Source organism: Bradyrhizobium murdochi (assembly GCF_000472965.1).
GTDB classification, from domain to species: Bacteria; Pseudomonadota; Alphaproteobacteria; order Rhizobiales; family Xanthobacteraceae; genus Bradyrhizobium; species Bradyrhizobium murdochi.
Genome location: NZ_KI421483.1, coordinates 344,142 through 364,144 on the forward strand (window position 1 = coordinate 344,142; position 20,003 = coordinate 364,144).

Here is a 20,003-nt window from a genome sequence, read left to right on the forward strand (position 1 = left end):
AGCAATAGTTTCCGGCTACAATACGTCCCGCAGCACAAATGCGGGACGTATTCGTTTTGGGCGAGATCGCAGGCCTTCGGCCAGCCAATGCGCCCTGTTTGATTTGACTTCCAGTCTGGATTGATCCGGCAATGAAATTCTCCGAATACTTCAAACCCGCGCTCGGGGTGGCCTTCGTTGCCGTTGTGGCCGTCGGCTATTACTGGTTCGAGCACCGTCCGCGCGCGGAAGAAAAGGAAACGCCGGGCCAGGCGCTGGTGATCGTGACCAAATCCACCAATGCCTGTTTCTCCGACATGGTCCGCGTCACCGGCTTTATCGTGCCGCGGCGCGAAGCCCAGATCGGCGTCGATCAGGAAGGCTCCAGGGTCACCGATTTGTTCGTCAAGGAAGGCGATACGGTTACCGAAAATCAGGAAATGGCGCGCCTCACCCCGCCGCCGCAACAGCCGGGAGCCCCGGGAGGTCGGTCTGGACCGATATCGCTTCGCGCGCCGGCTGCCGGCCTCGTCACCGAAGTCAGGACTGCGGTCGGCGCGCCGGCTTCGCCGCAGGCCGGCCCGATGTTCCGTGTCTCCGTGAACAATGAAATCGAGCTCGAAGCCGAAGTGCCGAGCGTTCATCTGCTCAAGCTCAATCCAGGTGCGACGGTACGCATCAGCCGTGACGATGCGCCCGATGTCGTCGGCAAGGTCCGGCAGATCTCACCGCAGATCGACCGCACCACCCAGCTCGGCAAGGTCCGGATTTCGCTGAACAACAATCCCTCGCTCAAGGTCGGCATGTTTGCCCGCGCCAATATCGACGCCAAGCGCTCCTGCGGCGTCGCCGTCCCGCGCACCGCCATCGACCGCCTGACCCTGCAGGTGGTCAAGGGCAACACCATCGAAACCCGAAAGGTGCGCGTCGGCCTGACCTCCGAAACCTCAACTGAAATTCTTGAAGGCCTCGACGTCGGCGAAATCGTCGTGGCTGATGCTGGTACCTCGCTGCACGACGGCGACCAGGTCAAAACCATGTTCGCCGACGAACTCGAACGCACGCGGGCACGCTAATGGCTTTGAATATCTCGGCTTGGTCGATCCGGAATCCGCTTCCGTCGATCGTCTTTTCGATCATTCTCCTAGTGCTGGGCTGGGTCAGCTTCACCAAGCTCGCGGTGACGCGGCTGCCGAGCGCCGACATCCCCGTGATTTCGGTCGCGGTCGCGCAATTCGGCGCGGCTCCAGCCGAATTGGAAGCGCAGGTCACCAAGACCATCGAGGACGGCGTCTCCGGCGTCGAGGGCGTGCGGCATATTTCGTCGTCGATCACCGACGGTCTTTCGGTGACGACGATCCAGTTCGCGCTCGAAACCAACACCGATCGCGCGCTGAACGACGTCAAGGATGCCGTCACCCGTGTACGCGCGAACCTGCCGCAGAACGTCAACGAGCCGCTGATTCAGCGCGTCGACGTGATCGGCCTGCCGATCGTCACCTATGCCGCGATCTCGCCGGGCAAGACGCCGGAGCAGCTTTCCTATTTCGTCGACGACGTCGTCAAGCGCGCGCTGCAGGGCGTCCGCGGCGTTGCGCAGGTCGAGCGCATCGGCGGTGTCGAGCGCGAAATTCTCGTTTCGCTCGATCCCGACCGGTTGCAGGCGGCGGGACTCACCGCCGTCAATGTCAGCCAGATCCTTCGCGGCACCAATGTCGACCTCGCCGGCGGCCGTGCTGAAATCGGCAAGAACGACCAGGCGATTCGCACGCTGGCAGGCGCCAAGACGCTGAACGATCTCGCCGGCACGATGATCCCGCTGTTCGGCGGCGGCGAAGTCCGGCTCGACGACCTCGGCACCGTCACCGACACCATTGCCGATCGCCGGACCTTTGCCCGCTTCAACGGCGAACCGGTGGTGGCGCTCGGCATCAAGCGCTCCAAGGGCGCCAGCGACGTGGTGGTGGCCGAGGCCGTGCAGAAGCGCATCGATGCGTTGAAGGTTGCCCATCCCGACGTCGACCTGAAGCTGATCGACACCTCGGTCAACTTCACCAAGGGCAATTACGATGCGGCGATCTCGACCTTGTTCGAAGGCGCGATCCTCGCGGTGATCGTCGTGCTGCTGTTCCTGCGCGATATCAGAGCCACCATCATCGCCGCGATTTCGCTGCCGCTGTCGATCTTCCCGGCGTTCTGGGCAATGGACCTGCTCGGCTTCTCGCTGAACCTCGTCTCCTTCCTCGCCATTACGCTGTCGACGGGCATTCTGGTCGACGACGCCATCGTTGAAATCGAGAACATCGTCCGCCACATGCGCATGGGCAAATCGCCCTATCGCGCCGCGCTGGAGGCCGCCGACGAAATCGGTCTCGCGGTGATCGCGATTTCGCTGACGATTATTGCGATTTTTGCTCCCGCCAGCTTCATGTCCGGTATCGCCGGGCAGTTCTTCAAGCAGTTCGGCATCACCGTGTCGGTGCAGGTGTTCTTCTCGCTGCTCGCCGCGCGCTTCGTCACGCCGGTGCTCGCCGCTTACTTCCTGAAGGATCACCCGCACGAAGACCCGCCGCCCGGGCGCATCCTGCAGACCTACTCCAAAATCGTGACCTGGTCGGTGAAGCACTACTTCATCACGGTGTTGATCGGCTTCGGCGTCTTCGCTGCTTCGATCTGGAGCATCACGCTGCTGCCGCAAGGCTTTCTGCCCGCGCAGGACACCGCGCGCTCGCTGCTGGCAATGGAGTTGCCGCCGGGCTCGCAGCTCGCCTACACCGAAAAGGTCACTGAAGAAATTGTCGCCCGTCTGCGCAAGCGTCCCGAGGTGAAGAGCATCTTCGTCGATGGCGGCCGCGTACCGCCGGGGACGCAGGAAGTCCGCCGCGCCGCGCTGATCATCAACTACACGCCGAAGGCCGATCGCAATATTACGCAGCGGCAGCTCGAACTCGAGATCGGCCAGGAGCTGGAAAACGTTCCTGATATCCGCTTCTGGTTCCTCGACGAAAACGGCCTGCGAGCGATTTCGCTGGTCGTGACCGGCACCGACAGCAACATCGTCAACAACGTCGCCAGCGAGCTGGCGACGCAGATGAAGCGGATCCCGATCATCGCCAACGTGATCTCGGAAACCGCGCTCGACCGCCCCGAGCTTCGCATCCGGCCGCGCGCCGAACTGGCGGCACGTCTTGGCGTTTCGACGGAGAGCCTGTCGCAGACGATTCGCGTCGCCACCATTGGCGACGTCGGTCCGGCATTGGCGAAGTTCGATGCCGGCGACCGTCAGGTGCCGATCCGGGTCCAGCTCGAGGACAGTGCGCGCAGCGACCTGCAGATGCTGCAGCAATTGCGGGTGCCGCTCGGCCAGCGCGGCGAACGCGGCGGCGTGCCGCTGTCTGTCGTCGCCGACATCCAGCTCGATCAGGGCCCGACCAGCATCAACCGCTATGACCGCGAACGACAGGCGACCGTCGCCGCCGACCTCGTCGGCACCGCAGCCCTCGGCGACGCCACCAAGTTGATCTACGATCTTCCGGTCATGAAGAGCCTGCCGAAGGGTGTGAGGGTCAGCCCGTCGGGCGACGCCGAAAGCCTCAACGAATTGTCGGAAGGCTTTGCGACTGCGATCACCGCCGGCCTGATGATGGTCTACGCGGTGCTGGTGCTGTTGTTCGGCACCTTCCTGCAACCGATCACCATCCTGTTTTCGCTGCCGCTGTCGATCGGCGGCGCGATCGCGGCATTGCTGCTGACCGGGAAGCAGCTCACGACGCCGGTTTGGATCGGCATCCTGATGCTGATGGGCATCGTCACCAAGAACGCCATCATGCTGGTCGAGTTCGCCAGTGCGGCGATCCGCGAGGGCAGGAAGCGCGAAGACGCCATGATCGACGCCGGCATGAAGCGCGCGCGCCCGATCGTAATGACGACGATTGCGATGGCGGCGGGCATGATGCCGTCAGCGCTGGCGTTCGGCGCCGGCGGCGAATTCCGCTCGCCGATGGCGCTCGCGGTGATCGGCGGCCTGATCTTCTCCACCATCCTGTCGCTGGTGTTCGTGCCCGCGATGTTCATGGTGATGGACGATTTCGGCGCCCTGTGCTGGCGCCTCGGCAAGAAGCTGATCGTGTCCAGCGCGGAGACCGAGTCTGGTGACCACGGGCCGGATCATCACGGCAAGCCGCCGGCCAAGGGCCCGCCCGCGATGTCGCCTGCGGCGGAGTAGGTAAAGTGGATCGTGCGAGCCGCTGAAGACCGGCCCGTGTTCGTTACCTGTTGGGTACGCGCAGAATTGCCCACCCTGCACTATGAGAAGTGGCCTGAGCTGAGCGGCTACTTTACTCGTTCCTCGCCACCGCCGTCAGCTTGGTCATGTTCTGCAGCAAAATCCGTCCGCGCTGCAGGTCCAGGATGCCGTCCTTGCGCCAGAGCTGCAGTTGCCGGTTGACGCTTTCGCGGGCGGCGCCGACGAAGACGCCGAGTTGTTCCTGCGAGATGTGCACTTCGGAACCGAAATCGGAAGCGAGCGCACAGAGCCTCCGCGCCAGCCGGACCGGCAGCGGCTGCAGCACGGATTCTTCCATTCGTTCGCTCTGCCAGCGGATGCGCTGGCACAAGAGCATGATGATCTTGATCGCGACCTTGGGCTCGCGCTCCAGGAAGGCGAGGAAATCCTCGCGGCGCAGCACGAACAGTTCCGACGGCTCGCCGGCGGTGGCGTCCGCGGTGCGGCTCTGACCGTCGAGCACGGCGACTTCGCCGAAGAGATCGCCGGAGCCCATGAAGTTCAACGTCAGGCGGCTGCCGTCGGAGGCGCCGGTTTCGATCCGGATCTGGCCGCGGCGGACGCCGTACAGGGCGTCGCCGGGATCGCCCTTCTGGAACAACATTTCGCCGATGTCGAGCTGCTGGGTGTGGCAAAGGCCGGAGATACGCTGCAATTCGTCGGCACCCAAATCCGCAAACATCGGGTTCATTTTCAAAATGACCGCAAATTCGGCCTGTTTAGTCATTGTATCGCCTTCCCGATCGGCTCCACCGCCCCCGAACGCCGTTAGCAGGATTCCCCTGCCCACGAGTGTGTCATAAGTCACATAACTTTGCAGTAGCCCGGGATTATTTTTGGCCGCATTGGGCGCTATCCCTTTCCGGGATAAGCTCGCCCGACCGGTTGCGACGGCGTGTCGAGCCACCGAAATAAGAGCCGTTTGCGCGGTCTGGAATGTCGATATGAGAGCACTGAAAATTGCCGGCGCCATTATTGTCGCCGTGATCGTCGTCATCGCGCTGCTGCTGGTGATCGGCATCCCCTCGGGCTACCTGAAGGCCGAGATCCAGGAGCGGATCGAGCGCGAGACCGGCTACAAGCTCGCCATCAATGGCGGTGCCAAGATCGGCCTGTGGCCACAGCTCAACATCCGGCTGAACGATGTCACGCTGCAGGATCCCAGGGATCGCGACATCAACCATCGTTTCACGGCGTCAAGCATCGAGGCTGACGTGACGCTGGCGAGCCTGTGGGCCGGCCGGCCGCAGATCACCGAACTCGTCATCATTCGCCCGGTGGTGAATTTGCCCCTGAAGCGCGAGCGCGTGAGGGAGGCCAATCCTCCCTCGAAGCCCGCCGGCGGCAAAACGACGGACGCCTTTTCGATCGAGCATGTCAGCGTCACCGGCGGCACCATCGTGTTCTCCAACTTGCGCGACCGCGTCGAGAACAGGATCGAGACCGTCAACGCCGACATCACGATTGATGCCGACCGCAAGGTCACGCTGACCGGCAGTGCGCGCAGCGGCGGCCATCCGCTGAAAGTCGAAGCCAAAGCGGCGCTGCCCGCCGCCCCCGTCGAACGGCAGAACATCCCGACCGAGATCAAGATCGATGCGCCGGGCCTGCTGCACGCGCAGCTCACGGCCAAGGCCGAAGCCCGGCTCAACGGCTCGGTCGTGATGATCAACGGCGTCACCGGCACCCTCGGCGACGGCGCGTTCAACGGCTGGGCCTCGGTCGATCTGTCGAGCAAGCCGCTGGTCAAGCTCGACCTCGATTTCCAGAAGCTCACGGTCGCGATGTCGCGCAGCACCGATTCTTCCTCAGGCCAGCCCTGGAGCAACGCGACGATCGACGTCAATGGCCTCAACTACGTCGACCTGCAGGCGCGCATTTCCGCGGCCGAACTCAAGATCGGCGACGCGCGCTTCACCCCCGCCGCAATCGACGCCACGCTCGCAAGCGGCGTCCTGAAGGCGCAGGTTTCCAACCTTGGCGCCTATGACGGCAACGCCAATGGCGACCTGACCGTCGACGTCTCCACCGCCAATCCCACTTATGCGATGCGGGCCGACCTCACCGGCGTGCGCGCGCTGCCGCTGCTGCACGGCCTTGCCGATTTCGACAGGATCGACGGCAGGATGCAGGCGAAGATCAGCGTGCGCTCCAACGGCACTAGCCAGCGCGCGATCATGTCGAACATGGCGGGCACTGCCTTCGTCGTGTTCCAGGACGGCGCCATCAAGGGGCTCAATGTCGCCCAGATGATCCGCTCGCTGACGGCGAACACCTTGTCCGGGTGGCAGGCGAGCGATGAGAAGGCGACGGATCTTTCGCAATTGTCGGCGTCGTTCAAAATCGACAAGGGGCAGGCGCAGACCACCGATCTCAACCTCGTCGGCCCGCTGGTGAAGATGACCGGCGTCGGCACCATCGATCTCGGCACCAAGCAGATCGGCTTCCGTGTCGAGCCGAAACTCGTGATGACCACCGAAGGCCAGGGCCGCACCAGCGATCCGGTCGGGCTCGGCATTCCCGTGATGATCGAGGGCCCGTGGGGGAGCCCACGGATTTATCCGGAGATGCAGGGCATTCTCGACAATCCGGAGGGGGCCTATGCCAAGCTGAGGGAAATGGGCAAGGGCCTGTTCGGACCGAATGGTGCCGGGCTTGGCGCTGCGATCGGCAACCTGCTCGGCGGCGGACAACAAGGTGCGGCCGGCGGTCAGGGCACAGCGCCCGGCACCGGCCAGACGGGCGGCAAGCCGAACGATCCGCTCGGCGGCCAGCTTGGCGAGACCATCGGCAACCTCATTCAGGGATTGGGTGGATTGGGGCAGAATCAGCCGCAAGGCGGCGCGCGGCCGGGCGGTCAACGGAGCCTGGCGCCGACCTCGCCCGCCGAGGCGCCGACGCAGGCCGCGCCGGCCGAGCCTCCGCCCCCAGCAGCGCCGAGCGATACGACCGCGCAGCAGGACAGCCAGCCGATGAACGAGGTGTTGCGGCAGTTGTTCAATCGGTGAGGCCTTAACTCCCTCTCCCCGTCCTTCACGGGGAGAGGGTTGGGGTGAGGGGCTGCCTCCGCGAGTCCCATTGCGGAGGCAGCCCCTCACCCGGCGCTTCGCGCCGACCTCTCCCCGCGATGGGCGGGGCGAGGTTGAGCACCGCCGCCGGCACAACGAATCCACTGCCTAAAATCGGGGCTAACCATGCTGGCGGAGGGCCCGCCGGCCCCCTCAATTCGTGCTAAACAGGCCTCATCCGGGGCCCCCCAATAGCGCCCCGTGGCAAGCGACGAACGGATGCGCATGCTTAAGGGCGTGGCGCACGAGGGTCCGGATGAGCGAGGGCAACGATAGAGCAAGGTTTCTCCGCGAGGGGCTGTTTGCCAAATACGTCGTCGCGCTGGTCGGGCTTGTCGTGTTCGTGCTGGCCGTCAACGGCGCGATGGAAATCTGGATCACCTATCGCGGCATCAAGAGCTCGCTCCACGACGGCATGTCTGACAAGGCGGAGGCGACCGCGAAGCGGATCGCGCAGTCGATCTCCGAGCTGGAGCGGCAGATCTCCTGGGTGACGCGCGCCTCCTCCAATACGCTGGATCTGCGCCGCGCCGACTACACCCAATTGCTGCGGCAGGTGCCGCAGGTCAGCCAGCTCTCGCTGCTTGGCAGCAACGGCCGCGAGCAGCTTCGCCTGACGCGGCAGACCGTCACGCTCGGCAGCAACGCCGATTTCTCCCGCGATGTCCGCTTCACCGAAACCGTTTCGCGCGGCACCAGCTTTGCGCCGGCCTATTTGCGCGACCAGCAGCCGTTCATGTCGATCTCGCTGTCGCATGCCGACGGCAGCATCACGGTCGCCGAAATCGATCTCGATTTCCTCTCCGAATTTTTGATCGACGCCCAGGTCGGCAAGGTGGCGTATGCCTATGTCACTGACGCCAAGGGCGAGGTGCTGGCCAGGTCCTCGAACGGGCCCGAGGTCGGCAAGATCCTGTCGGCGCTGCCGCAGGTCGCAGCCGTCAGCAAGCCCGGCGGCGTCGCGCCGGCGTCGGGGCTAGATGCCAATGGCGATGCCGTGCTGACGACCTCAAGCCTGGTGCCGAAACTCGGCTGGCGCGTGTTCTTCGAACAGCCGACAGCGCAGGCGCTGACGCCGATCCGCGATCAATTGGTGCGGATCGCGCTTTTGATCGCGCTTGGCCTCGTGGTCGCGATCATCGCTGGCACCATCATGGCGCGGCGCCTGCTGGTGCCGATCACCGCGCTGCAGGCCGGCGCGCGGCGGCTCGGCGCCGGCGATTTTGGCCACCGCATCGATGTGAAGACGTCCGACGAATTGGAGGAGCTGGCCAACCAGTTCAACGGCATGGCCGGGCAGCTCGCCGAGACCTATTCGAACCTCGAAGCCAAGGTGAACGAGCGGACGCGGGACCTGGCGCAATCGATCAACGAGCTCAAGGTGCTCGAGGAGGTCGGCCGCGCGGTCGCCTCTTCGCTCGATCTCAACGCGGTGCTGCCTACGGTCGCCGCGCGCGCGCTCGAGATTACGCATGCCGATGCCGTGCTGATTTACGGTTATGACGCCGGCAATCACCAGTTCAGCCTGACCGAAGCCATCGGCATCGACAAGGCTGCCGAAGGCCGCCATCGCGCCATCGACGCCGACCATTCGCCGCTCGGCGAAGCCGCAACCAGCGGCGAGCCGATCGCGATCCCGCGGCTTGGCGCAACGCCCGAACATCCCTTGCGCGATGTCGCGATGGAAGCCGGCTTCCACTCGGTGCTGGTGGTGCCGCTGGTCGACCAGACCGGCATCTTGGGATCGCTGGTGGTGCTGCGGCGGAACGAGGGCGAGTTCTCCGCCAACCTGATCGGCCTGATGAAGACCTTTGCGCACCAGGCCGTGCTAGCGATGCGCAATGCGCGCCTCTTCACCGAAGTGGACCACAAGAGCCGCGAGTTGCTCGCCGCCAACGACATCGTGCGCGAACAGGCGAGCAAGCTGCAGGAGCAGACCGACCAGCTCCGCGACTGGAATCGCTCGCTGGAGGAGCGGGTGGAGACGCAGCTCGGCGAGATCGAGCGCATCCGGCGGCTGGAGCGTTTCCTGGCGCCGCAGGTGGCGCAGCTTATCGCTTCCTCCGACGGCCATGAGGGCCTGCTCGACAGCCACCGCCGCGAGGTGACGGTGGTGTTCTGCGATTTGCGCGGCTTCACCGCGTTCACCGAGACCACCGAGCCGGAAGAGGCGATGAACGTGCTACGCGAGTATCACGCAGCGCTCGGCGAACTGATCTTCAAGTATGAGGGCACGCTCGACCGCTATGCCGGCGACGGCGTGATGATCCTGTTCAACGCACCGATCCAGTTCGAAGACCACACCGCGCGCGCGGTGCGGATGGCAGTGGAGATGCGCGACACCATCGGCAGCCTGACCGAGAAGTGGCGCAACCGCGGCCACAATCTCGGCTTCGGCATCGGCATCGCACTCGGCTACGCTACGCTCGGCCAGATCGGTTTTGAGCAGCGCCTGGAATACGCCGCGATCGGCAGCGTGACCAACCTCGCCTCGCGCCTCTGCGACGAGGCCAAGGCCAACCAGATCGTGGTGAGCCGGCGCGTCTATGGCATGGTGGAACCGTGGGTCGAGGGCCGGCCGATCGATGATTTGAATTTGAAGGGATTCAATCATCCGATTTTGGCAGCCGAGATCACCGCCTGGCGCGAGTCGGTCGACAATGTGGTCGATGCCGCCGCAGCGGCGGCGCGGATGAAGAAGAAGTCGTAATGAGCGGGTTGCTTACCCTCCCCTGGAGGGGTCCGAGACGAGCGAAGCTCGCTCGTGGGTCGGTTCGCATGGAGCGAAGCGAAGTGCGAAACGGGGTGGGGTGATCTCTCCACTCGGGCACCGTCGGATGTGGAGAGACCGTCACCCCACCCCGCCGAGCATCTCGCGATGCTCGTCGACCCTCCCCCTCCAGGGGAGGGTGAAGCTAGCGCCTGATTCAATTTTCAAATAGCCACACACCAAATCCTCCCGCAGCGCCGTTGCGCCCGAGGATTTGCTTCATTCACCGCCCCATGAAAATCAGAGGGCGCCGGGAACGACCGGGTGCTAGCAACCGTTGCGGCCGTCTGATAACAAGCCACGTGGACGCACGCGCCTGTCAGTGCCAACTGGGCTGCTGCATTCGCGCGCGGGTCTGCGCCAATTCTTCGAGGCTGCTGTCGATCTGCGTGCGGTACATGCCGAGATCCTCGAGATGGCGATCGTCGAGCTTGCGCAGGGCCTCGCGCATGGCGTGCCGTTCGTGGCGCGCAATGACCGCTGCGAGGAGGCTGTTGACGAGACGGCGCAGGCGCGCGAGCCAAACCGCAATTCGCCAGGCAAATGGCCTGGTGACGGAGGTCGGAATGGTGGTCAGCATAGTCATGGCTATTTTCTTTCAAACAGTAGCCGGAACCCGGTGAGCTTGCCGGGCATCCTTTCTATCGAAGGCCTGCTGCCAGCATGGTGTCAGCAGGCTTCGGTACGTACGCCCGAAGGCGCGAGGAGCACCGACCTCGCGGCAGCGAGGGCAGCGTCAACATGCCCGTTACGACCGGCCAAGACTTTCAGACCGCTCTGATTTACCGTCCAGACTCTCTTGAGATATCGCCGCGAAGCTATCGCAGACCGGCGCGCCGAAACCCTTCCAGATAATGCGCCTTGTCAGCCTCGTGCTCGAACGGCAGTCCGCTGGCCAGCCAGGCGAGCGAGAAGTTGGGTTGGGCGCCGAGGAGGCCCTCGACGGCCGCTTTGGCGACGTCAGTGTCGCCGGCCATGCCGAGGGAGGCCGTCAGCACGCGGTGGGCGCCGACGAAGTCGGCGCGCTGCCGTAGCGCTTCACGCGACAGGCGGATCGCCTCTGCGTAATTTTTGCCGACATATTGGCAATAGGCGGCGACGCCGCAATAGATCGCGGCAAAGGGATCGCGGGGTGAGAGTTTCAGCGCCTCGCGCGCCGCGCGATCACCGTCTTCCCAGCGCCCGCGATAGGACAACGCAACGCCATAGATGCCGCGTGCGGGAGAAAAATTCGGATTAAGCCGCAGCGCCAGCTCGAATTCGGCGATGCAATCATCGAAGCGACGGTTGAACAGATAGACGCTGGCCAGCGCATAATGCGCCCACGCGTCCTCGCTGTCGGCCCGGATCGCCGCCAGTGCCGCGCGCTCCGCCGTTGGTACGGCCTTGGACATTTCCTGCCAGCCCATATGGGCGCCGAACGTATGGCAGGCAGCCAGCAGGCTGAGCGCCTGGCCGTATGAAGGATCGACACTGATCGCCTTTTCCAAGAGCGCCTGCGCGACCAGATTGTCCTGCCGCGTCACGCGCCAATAATGCGATAGCGCCCGCATCACCAGATCCCAGGCATCCATGTTGTCAGGCGCCTTGCGCCGGGCCCGGAAATCCTCGGCAGCGTAGAGTTGCGGCTCGATCGCCGCGACGACTGCCTGCGTGATTTCGTCCTGCACGGCGAACACGTCGGCAAGATTGCGGTCGTAGCGCTCCGCCCAGAGGTGACTGCCGCTCGCCACGTCGACGAGCTGGGCCGTGATGCGCACATGGTCGCCGTCCTTGCGCACGCTGCCTTCGACGACATAGCCGACGCCGAGCTCCTCGCCGATCTGCTGGTGGTGGACGGATTTCCCCCGGTAGATGAACGAGGAATTCCGCGCGATCACATAGAACCAGCGCAGCTTCGACAGCGCGGTGATGATGTCCTCGCTGATGCCTTCCGAAAAATACTCCTGCTCCGGCTCGCCAGAGAGGTTGGCAAACGGCAGCACTGCAATCGCGGTGCGATCGAGCGCCGGGAGGGGCGGGTGCAGCGGTTCGCCAGTGAGGTCGAGCGGCTGGGGCGCAGCAGCACGCCCTTCGCGGCCGTTCGCGGCTTTCGGCTGCACGTCGCCGACGAAACGAAAACCTTTTCGCGCGAGCGTGCGGATCATGATTTGATCCTTGCCGCTGTCGCCGACCGCCCTGCGCGCGGCGTTGATCCGGCTCGTCAGCGTGGATTCGGAGATGATGCGGCCGTCCCACACCTTCTCGATCAGATCGTCCTTGGTGACGACGCGGTCGCGGTTTTCGATCAGATGAACCAATAGATCGAACACCTGCGGCTCGACCGCTACGCTCTGGCCGCCGCGCGTCAGCTCGCGAAGGTCGACATCGAGGACATGGTTGGAAAAGTGAAATTGCACGGCTTCATCCCGGTTAAATCGTCATAAGTCATTTCGGATCGGCACGTAAATTTCAGGTCACTTTGGTCCCGCACTTCTTGTTTGAGCATGATCTCGGGGCAAACGCTCCGCGTTTGTCCCGAGGGAAGCCGGTATCCACTTTTCCGGATCATGCTCCCGGAAGAGGTAGAGCGAATTTCCCGGCGGGACCCTGTGAAAAATCTCACAGAAAGAGGCATCTCACTGAAAAATCAGGGTCCCCTCAAGGCAAAATCAGCCCCGCATCACAGCCTTTAGGTCCGCCCAAGGCCATGTTTGGTTCATCGCGGCCCCTTCCGTGGCCGCAGCATCCCAAAAGGAGACATCGATGGCCGCCCAGAGCGCGATCGCAGCGACCCAAACCCAGGCCGATTCTGCCCAAGCCGATTCCGCCCAACCTGCCCCCGACCTTGCAGCCCTCAAGACGCGCCAACAAGCCGCATGGTCGTCTGGCAATTACGCCATTGTCGGCTCGACGCTGCAGATCGTCGGCGAAGAACTCTGCGAGGCGCTCGATCTCAAGGCCGGCTCAAAGGTGCTCGATGTCGCCGCCGGCAATGGCATGGCGAGCCTCGCTGCGGCTCGGCGGTGGTGCGACGTCACCTCGACCGACTATGTGCCGGCGTTGCTGGAGCGCGGTCGGGCACGCGCCGCGGCGGAAGGCATGTCAATCGAATTCAGGGAAGCTGACGCGGAAAACCTGCCGTTCGATGATAACAGTTTTGACACGGTGCTCTCCACCTTCGGCGTCATGTTCACACCGAACCAGGACCGTGCGGCCGCCGAGCTGATGCGGGTCTGCAAGCCCAAGGGCCGGATCGGCCTGGCGAACTGGACGCCGGACGGCTTTATCGGACAGGTCTTCAGGACGCTCGGCAAATATCTGCCGCCGCCCACTGGGGTCAAATCGCCCGCGCAGTGGGGAACGAGCGCGCGGCTGACCGAAATGTTCGACGCGGACGCGCGCTCGATCAGAGCGGAATCGCGCCTGTTCAGGTTTCGCTATCGCTCGCCGGCGCACTTCCTCGACGTGTTCAAGACGTATTACGGCCCGGTGCTGAAAGCGTTCGCAGCCCTCGATCCGGCGAAACAGGAAGAACTGCATAACGACCTGCATGCCCTGATCGTTCGCATGAACCGCTCCGGCGACGGCACGATGGTTGTGCCCAGCGAATATCTCGAGGTCGTCATCACCAAGCAGTGAAACCGAGCGGGATGACGTTTCTCCGAATCGTCATCCCGCTCTGGCTCGTTGATTTGAGCATGATTTGCGCGCAAACGCGTTCCACGTTTGCCGCGAGAGAAAGCCGGTGTCCACTTTTCCGGATCGTCAGGAGCATTTCGATGACCAATGTGATTGAAATCTCGCGCGCATATCGCGAAAAGGCTTGCGTCGTGGCGCTGCATTGCTCGCTGGGCTCAGGCCGCCAATGGAAGACGCTCGCCGATGAACTCGGGCGCGAGCATCCATTCTTCGCCCCTGACATCGCGGGTTATGGCGCCAATAGCGGCTGTGCGGCGGATCTGCCGCTGACGCTCGCGGAGGAAGTTCGATACCTGAGCGGCCTGCTCAACGATGCGGACGGCCCCATCCATCTCGTCGGCCATTCCTACGGCGGCGCGATTGCGTTCAAGATCGCGACCTGCTCCCCGTTCGCGCATCGCCTGCGCAGCCTGACGCTGATCGAGCCGGTGCTGCCGACACTGCTGTGCGAGAGTGACGCGGACCGGCGGCTGCACGCGCGTTTCGCAGAGGTCGCGCGTGAGGTTTCCGAGGACCTCTGGAATGGATCGGCGCTGGACGCGATCGACAAGTTCGTTGAGTTCTGGAACGGGTCCGGTCCGCAGGATCCGCTACCGGCCAGCGCGCGCCTGCGCATGATCGAGCGTGCCGACAAGCTTGCGTTCGATTTCACGGCGGCGTTCGCCGAACAGAATGTCGCCACCGCGGCGGCCTCGCTTCGCGTGCCGACGCTATTGTTTTCGGGAGGGCTGTCGCCCTATCTCACCCAACGCATCGTGCAGCGGCTCGGCGCGATCATGGACTGCGCCGAGATCCGGCATTTGCCGGCCGCCGGCCATATGCTCCCGCTGACGCACGCGTCATCCGTCAATCCCGCGATCGCGAGGCATATCGCCCGCGCGGACGAACTGGCCGGCGTTCCGCTGGCGCTCGAAACGGCGCCGTCGGAGGCCGCAGCCGGGCGGAGGGATGACATTCTTGGCGCTTGGCTCTCCCGCCGGCCTTCTGGTATCGGTTAAGGCCGAAACCGGGAACGAAACGCAGATGACCATCTTCCACGCGCGCGGCCTTTCACTGACGCTGGCCCCCCTGATTGCCGCAGGCTTGATCTGCCTTTCCTCCTCCCTCGCCGCCGCCGACGACCCCGACCCCGCCGCACCCAAGGGCGCTGCGGTCACGGTGCTCAAGGCGGCGAAATCCTGTTTTGCCAATATCGTCGAGGTGTCCGGCACCATCATTGCGCGCGAGGAGACGCAGGTGCGGCCCGAGCGGATGGGGCTGAAGGTGGCCGAGGTGATGGTGGATGCGGGCGACAGCGTCACCGCAGGGCAGGTGCTGGCGCGGCTGAATTTGCCGGAGGGCGGGCAAATCACGGTGCAGGCGCCGGTGGCGGGCGTGATCTCGGCCTCGACGGCGTCCGTCGGCGCGATGGCGGGGGCCAAGGGCGAAGCGCTGTTCTCGATCATCGCGCGCGGCGAGTTCGACCTGGTCGGCATGGTGCCGACGCGCGATATCGCCAAACTGCAGGTGAACCAGACCGCGCGGATCAAGGTGATCGGCGCCGGCGAGGTCGACGGACGGGTGCGGCGGCTGTCGACCACGGTGGAGCCGAACAGCCAGCTCGCGCAGGTGTTCGTCGGCGTCACTACTCCCCGGCGGCTGCTGGTCAATTCAAGTGGCCGCGCGCAGATCAGGACCGGGCAGAGCTGCGGCGTCGCCGTGCCGCTGACCGCGATCCTCTACGGCACCGCCGGCACCGTGGTGCAGGTGGTGCGGCGCGCCCGCGTCGAAACACGGCGGGTGGAAACCGGGCTGATGTCGGCCGGCCAGGTCGAGATCACCTCGGGCCTGCAGGAAGGCGACATCGTGGTGGCGCGCGCCGGCGCGCTCTTGCGCGAGGGCGATCCGGTGCGGGCGGTGACGGCGAGCGCCGACGCGAAGTAGACGGGCGGGCAAACTGTTGCCGTCGCCCCTGCGAACGCAGGGGCCCATAACCACCTTACATTGTTGAAGCAAAGCCGTCTCGCCGTGTGCCATTTGCGCGGGCCGCGGCGTATGGGTCCCTGCGTTCGCAGGGACGACGTGTTGAGAGATAACGGTTGGGTCCGCCTTACCCGCCCAGCCGCACGTCTTCCAGCAAGGACGACGACACCTGCGGCACCTGCTCGCCGTCGGAGGCGCGGGAGATGGAGATGCGGGTCTTGTTGAAGGCGCTGGCGACGCCGGACTGCGAATTCAAATTGTTGAGCAGTTCGGTGACCAGCACGCTGTACTGGCCCTTGCCGTCGTCGGCCACCTTGCCCGGCGTGGCCGAGGTCAGGATCAGCGCGTTCTCCGGCGTGGAGATCGGGGCCAGCCCATGTGAATAGGAACGGAAGCGGCGCTCGTACGGATTGCGGCGGGAGGCGTCGACGACGACGAGCTTGGCGCTGGCGCCCTTCTCGGTCATCGTATCAAGCACCTGCTCGATGCTCACGCCGTCGCGGCGCACATCAGCTTCCTTCCAGATCGCGGCGTCGACCGGGATCATAAAGCTCTCGCGGCCGACCTGGACGCCATAGCCGCCGAAGAACAGCATCGCCACCGTGTCCGGCTTGATCTTGTCTTTCAGGCGGGCGACGGCGCGGGCCATGTCGTCCTTGGTGGCGTCTTCGACCACGTCGACATCAAAACCCTTGGCTCGCAAGGCAGCCGTGAGGCCCCGGGCATCATTGATCGGCTGGGACAAAGGCGCCGCGGCATCCGGATAATGGCCGTTGCCAATCACCAGGGCGACGCGGTTGGACGTGCCGATCGCGCCGGTCTGCTCGGTGCCGATCGCCTTGGCGGCGTCGAGCGAACGCTTGTTCAGCGCGGCATGGGCGCCGATCGCCAGCGATACCAGGCCCACAAAAGCAACGGCAATGGTGACGGTGCGGCGGGAAATGCAGAGCTGACCAAGGTTCATCGCGTTTCCATTCCCAAGTTTGTCCATAGCGCCAAGCAAGACCGCGCCAGTTAGTCGCGTGCGGACCGTTCAGGTTTGATGGGGTTGCCGGGTGTGTGCCGTCTAATTGCGCTCAATTTGCGGCACCGCAACAACGGTCTTTTAGCCTGTCGGGCCCTCCCGGACAACCTCATTCGATGCATGGAACCAATTGCGGCCGACTATAAGAGGAGGGTTAACACCAGTTAAGTGACCCATATCACATTGTGTTCCCTTCCGGATTTGGTTAGTTCTCAAGGGCTTGCAGGCCCATCCGGCCGGCGGTGGCTGCGTGGACTCCCCATCGAGCCCGTAACAGAAGCCCCGGGACTACCGGGGTTTTACGGATCGTGCTCAACGTGGCCCTTCCTTCACCGTTCCGGCGGAAAGAAACTGCATGGGCTTTTCTACCATCGCCGGCGCCGCATTTCGGGCGCTGACCGCGCGGAAAGACGGCCCGTCGCTCTACGACGTCTGCGACCCCGTGCTGCTGAAATACCGCGGCGGCGACCCCCATCTGGGAAAATTCTATCGCACGGCGCTGGGCAACCCGGCGCTGCGGCCGCTGTTGCGGCGGACCGGGCACCCGGCCTTGCGCGACCAGAAGCGGCTCGGCGCCTTGCAGGAGGCGCTGCGAAGGGCCCGCGACGATGCCGAGCCGGACTGGGCCGCGGTGGGACAGCCGATCGCCGAGCTGATGGCCGATATTAATGTCCGCCACCCCGCCCCCGGGCCGGTGGCGGCACTGGGCCGGGTGCCCGATCGAAGCGAGATCGACCGGGTGATCCGCCGCTGCGGCGCGCATCTGCTCGGCTCATTCGCCAAAAACGGCTTCATCCCGACCTATGCCGCCTTCAACCTGATCGGCGACGCCGACATGGGCGGGCGCGAGATGCTGATGGCGCTGACCGGGCTGAACTCGCGCGGCTACAAGAACTCGACGCTCTTGTTCAGCCTGGCGCGGATCTTCATCGCGCATTCGCCGGCGCGCGCGCTGATCAACCCGCCCTGGCGAGGGATTGCCGAGCCGATGTGGCAGCCGATGCAGATCCGCCACCGCTCGGCCTATTACGACGCCTTCTTCACCGAGGCGCTGCTCAGTTACGTCGAGACCGGGCTGGCATCTTCGGACGAGGCCGCGGCCTCAAGGCGCGCGATTTCGGAGATGGTCGATTTCTGTCTCAAGACCTCAGCCGAGGAAGTGCCCGCGCATGACGGCACCACCGTGAACGTGATCACGGCCCTGGCGCCGCTGCCGCATCCGCGCTTTTCAAAATTCTTCTCGCAGATCAAGCAGGATTTGGGCTTCGGCATCTACGTGCCGGACTGCGACACCACGGCGTGCTCGTTCTCGGCCGCCACACAGGCCGGCTGCACCGATCCGATCCTCGACCAGCCGTTGCTCGACTTCTACCGCGGCTACCAGGTGCGCGAGGGCGCCAACGAGCCGCGCGTCACCGTGCCCTTGAACGACAATATCGACTACGAGGGCGGCGTCGTCACCTGGATCGACAATCTCGCGGGCGACCGGCCTTATGGCAACGACCTCGATCCGACACTCAACCTCGATATTCTCGAAGTAAGTTTCCGCAACCTTTCACGCTGGAAGATTCTGGAGACGCCGCAGCGGCTGGAGACGGTGCATCGCATCCTGGGCTTCCAGCGGCGGCTCGCCGAAAGCGGCGCGTTCAAGAATCCTCGCTCGCACATCTATTACCTGCCGGAACTCTACTCCGCCTATTTCGGCCGCTGCCATGCTGCGTTCATGGCATTGCCCGAGCCGGCGCGGCAGGCGATCGATCCGGACGGCACGTTCGCGTTGATCCGCGAGAAGGTGCTGGCCTATGTCGAGGGTGAACTGATCGCGCGCGAGATGAACCCGTTCGACGCCGCGCTGGCGCTGATGGCGCTTGCGCATCTCGGCGCCGACGTCTCGACATTCGCGCCGGCGCTGCACTGCATCGTCACAAGTCTTGGCGAGGGCGGCCGGCACGGGCCGTACCGGGCGTACGAGTGGAACAAGATGAAGACGCCGACGCGGATTCTGGTCGGCGGGCCGGAAGTGACGTCGGCGTTCGTGCTGATGGGGCTGGCGTTGGCGCGGAGGGCGATGGCGAGTAGCGAATAGCGAGTGGCGAGTGGCGATTCGATCTTTTCCATTCGCCATTCGCTACTCGCCATTCGCCCATCAATGACGGGAAGTTGAAAGCAGTGCGACACCCCTGCTCTGGCAAGACGGCTCCATTGTCCGCACAATGTCATTTTGCCACCGGGATTGCCGATGAAATTACGGACGTTGCTTTCTGCGTTCCTGCTGCTGTCACTGCCCGTCACCTCACACGCGGCCGACATTACCGGCATTCCAAAAATCCGCGAGGGCGATCAGCTCCAGATCGGCCACACGCGCATTCGCCTCGGCGGCATCGACGCGCCTGCCGTCGATCAGCTCTGCCTCAACACGAGGGCTGAGCGCTGGACCTGCGGCGCCGCCGCGCGCGACGAGCTGATCAAGCGTTTCGGGGCTAGGAGCTGGACCTGTCATGCACGGGCGGTGGCGGATCGCCGCGGCCGCACGGTGGCGCGCTGCGAGGCCGACGGTGAGGACATCCAGAAATGGCTGGTGTCGAACGGCTGGGCGCTGGCGCAGACGCGCCTCTCGCGCGACTACGAGGCAGACGAGAAAGCCGCGCGCGAGGCCAAGGCCGGGATGTGGCAGGGCGCGTTCATCGCGCCGTGGGACTGGCGCATCCGCAACAAGAAAACCGCCGTTCTCGGCGCCGTCCAGCCGCCGGAGAATGCGCGAGCGGTTCTCTTGGCCTCGGCATCCGGACCGGTGGCGCCCTCGCCCGACTGCACCATCAAGGGCAACGTCAATCGCTCCGGCGAGTGCATCTATCACCAGCCGACAAGCCGCTGGTATGCGAAGATCGAAATGAAGATCTCAAAAGGCACGCGCTGGTTCTGCTCGGTCGAGGAGGCCGAAGCCGCCGGTTGTCGCGAGACGCGGCGGTAGTGATGCTCTTCAACCTCTCCCCGCTCTTTGCAGGGCTGTCCGGGGAATGATTCACTATGTCGCGGTGCATGCTCGGCGAGACCGAGGCAAATCGGCCTTTTCTGGTTGTCGAGACACAGAAGGCCGAGCATGCGATTTCGCGATAGCATTTTTGGAAGGCTCCTTGAACCGATCAATCGGCGGCAGTTTCAGACAGTTGTGGATCGTCTGGGCGGGGATGCCTACGACAAGTCATTCAAGAGCTGGGATCATCTGGTGGCGCT

At 64.3% G+C, this 20,003-nt stretch carries 14 protein-coding genes; 10 read left to right on the plus strand and 4 right to left on the minus strand.

Annotated features, from left to right (window positions below; all coding sequences use genetic code 11):
- The first annotated feature begins 131 nt into the window (after positions 1 to 131).
- Entirely contained in the window at positions 132 to 1,055 is a 924-nt protein-coding gene (locus tag YUO_RS0139295) for an efflux RND transporter periplasmic adaptor subunit (protein WP_028352008.1), read from the plus strand.
- Entirely contained in the window at positions 1,055 to 4,204 is a 3,150-nt protein-coding gene (locus tag YUO_RS0139300) for an efflux RND transporter permease subunit (protein ID WP_028352009.1), read from the plus strand. The genes YUO_RS0139295 and YUO_RS0139300 overlap by 1 nt, the downstream gene beginning before the upstream one ends.
- 112 nt (positions 4,205 to 4,316) lie before the next feature.
- Here YUO_RS0139300 and YUO_RS0139305 read toward each other — a convergent pair whose 3' ends face one another.
- Complete coding sequence (locus YUO_RS0139305) at positions 4,317 to 4,991, minus strand: Crp/Fnr family transcriptional regulator (RefSeq protein ID WP_028352010.1); 675 nt, start codon at positions 4,989 to 4,991, stop codon at positions 4,317 to 4,319.
- Positions 4,992 to 5,208: 217 nt separating this feature from the next.
- On the opposite strand from YUO_RS0139305, the gene YUO_RS0139310 reads away from it, so the two are divergent.
- Together YUO_RS0139310 and YUO_RS0139315 are read left to right on the plus strand one after the other, a co-directional pair.
- On the plus strand, positions 5,209 to 7,272 hold the full coding sequence (locus tag YUO_RS0139310; RefSeq protein WP_028352011.1) for an AsmA family protein: 2,064 nt from the start codon (positions 5,209 to 5,211) through the stop codon (positions 7,270 to 7,272).
- Between the two features lie 316 nt (positions 7,273 to 7,588).
- Positions 7,589 to 10,042 (plus strand): adenylate/guanylate cyclase domain-containing protein, encoded by a 2,454-nt coding sequence (locus tag YUO_RS0139315; RefSeq protein WP_028352012.1) that lies wholly within the window; start codon positions 7,589 to 7,591, stop codon positions 10,040 to 10,042.
- A 379-nt stretch (positions 10,043 to 10,421) separates the two neighbouring features.
- On the opposite strand, the gene YUO_RS0139320 is transcribed toward YUO_RS0139315, so the two are convergent.
- Both YUO_RS0139320 and YUO_RS0139325 read right to left on the minus strand, forming a co-directional pair.
- The gene (locus YUO_RS0139320) at positions 10,422 to 10,688 is read right to left on the minus strand and encodes a DUF1127 domain-containing protein (RefSeq protein WP_156908970.1); all 267 of its coding nucleotides are present in this window, start codon (positions 10,686 to 10,688) and stop codon (positions 10,422 to 10,424) included.
- A gap of 232 nt (positions 10,689 to 10,920) precedes the next feature.
- A complete protein-coding gene (locus YUO_RS0139325; RefSeq protein ID WP_028352014.1) occupies positions 10,921 to 12,501 on the minus strand; it encodes a winged helix-turn-helix domain-containing protein in 1,581 nt (526 codons plus the stop codon).
- Positions 12,502 to 12,847: 346 nt separating this feature from the next.
- Between YUO_RS0139325 and YUO_RS0139330 the strand changes: the two genes are divergently transcribed.
- The 3 genes from YUO_RS0139330 (at position 12,848) to YUO_RS0139340 (ending at position 15,706) form a co-directional block, all read left to right on the plus strand.
- The gene (locus tag YUO_RS0139330) at positions 12,848 to 13,723 is read left to right on the plus strand and encodes a class I SAM-dependent methyltransferase (RefSeq protein ID WP_035728651.1); all 876 of its coding nucleotides are present in this window, start codon (positions 12,848 to 12,850) and stop codon (positions 13,721 to 13,723) included.
- Between the two features lie 140 nt (positions 13,724 to 13,863).
- A complete protein-coding gene (locus tag YUO_RS44280; protein ID WP_028352016.1) occupies positions 13,864 to 14,781 on the plus strand; it encodes an alpha/beta fold hydrolase in 918 nt (305 codons plus the stop codon).
- Positions 14,782 to 14,806: 25 nt separating this feature from the next.
- Positions 14,807 to 15,706: an efflux RND transporter periplasmic adaptor subunit gene (locus YUO_RS0139340; RefSeq protein WP_028352017.1), complete on the plus strand. Its 900-nt coding sequence runs from the start codon at positions 14,807 to 14,809 to the stop codon at positions 15,704 to 15,706.
- Between the two features lie 166 nt (positions 15,707 to 15,872).
- Here the strand turns inward: YUO_RS0139340 and YUO_RS0139345 are convergent, their stop codons facing one another.
- Complete coding sequence (locus YUO_RS0139345; RefSeq protein WP_028352018.1) at positions 15,873 to 16,709, minus strand: caspase family protein; 837 nt, start codon at positions 16,707 to 16,709, stop codon at positions 15,873 to 15,875.
- A 415-nt stretch (positions 16,710 to 17,124) separates the two neighbouring features.
- On the opposite strand from YUO_RS0139345, the gene YUO_RS0139350 reads away from it, so the two are divergent.
- The 3 genes from YUO_RS0139350 to YUO_RS45840 all read left to right on the plus strand — a co-directional run.
- A complete protein-coding gene (locus YUO_RS0139350; RefSeq protein ID WP_028352019.1) occupies positions 17,125 to 18,855 on the plus strand; it encodes a hypothetical protein in 1,731 nt (576 codons plus the stop codon).
- 153 nt (positions 18,856 to 19,008) lie between these two features.
- Positions 19,009 to 19,740: a thermonuclease family protein gene (locus YUO_RS0139355; RefSeq protein WP_028352020.1), complete on the plus strand. Its 732-nt coding sequence runs from the start codon at positions 19,009 to 19,011 to the stop codon at positions 19,738 to 19,740.
- A 129-nt stretch (positions 19,741 to 19,869) separates the two neighbouring features.
- Positions 19,870 to 20,003, plus strand: a 134-nt coding sequence (locus YUO_RS45840; protein ID WP_156908971.1) for a DUF4372 domain-containing protein, incomplete at its 3' end; no start/stop codon positions are given.

Coding starts and splice junctions, on each gene's coding strand:
- YUO_RS0139295 (WP_028352008.1), top strand. CDS start 132: ATGAAATTCTCCGAATACTTCAAACCCGCGCTCGGGGTGGCCTTCGTT.
- YUO_RS0139300 (WP_028352009.1), top strand. CDS start 1,055: ATGGCTTTGAATATCTCGGCTTGGTCGATCCGGAATCCGCTTCCGTCG.
- YUO_RS0139305 (WP_028352010.1), bottom strand. CDS start 4,991: ATGACTAAACAGGCCGAATTTGCGGTCATTTTGAAAATGAACCCGATG.
- YUO_RS0139310 (WP_028352011.1), top strand. CDS start 5,209: ATGAGAGCACTGAAAATTGCCGGCGCCATTATTGTCGCCGTGATCGTC.
- YUO_RS0139315 (WP_028352012.1), top strand. CDS start 7,589: ATGAGCGAGGGCAACGATAGAGCAAGGTTTCTCCGCGAGGGGCTGTTT.
- YUO_RS0139320 (WP_156908970.1), bottom strand. CDS start 10,688: ATGACTATGCTGACCACCATTCCGACCTCCGTCACCAGGCCATTTGCC.
- YUO_RS0139330 (WP_035728651.1), top strand. CDS start 12,848: ATGGCCGCCCAGAGCGCGATCGCAGCGACCCAAACCCAGGCCGATTCT.
- YUO_RS44280 (WP_028352016.1), top strand. CDS start 13,864: ATGACCAATGTGATTGAAATCTCGCGCGCATATCGCGAAAAGGCTTGC.
- YUO_RS0139340 (WP_028352017.1), top strand. CDS start 14,807: ATGACCATCTTCCACGCGCGCGGCCTTTCACTGACGCTGGCCCCCCTG.
- YUO_RS0139345 (WP_028352018.1), bottom strand. CDS start 16,709: ATGAACCTTGGTCAGCTCTGCATTTCCCGCCGCACCGTCACCATTGCC.
- YUO_RS0139350 (WP_028352019.1), top strand. CDS start 17,125: ATGGGCTTTTCTACCATCGCCGGCGCCGCATTTCGGGCGCTGACCGCG.
- YUO_RS0139355 (WP_028352020.1), top strand. CDS start 19,009: ATGAAATTACGGACGTTGCTTTCTGCGTTCCTGCTGCTGTCACTGCCC.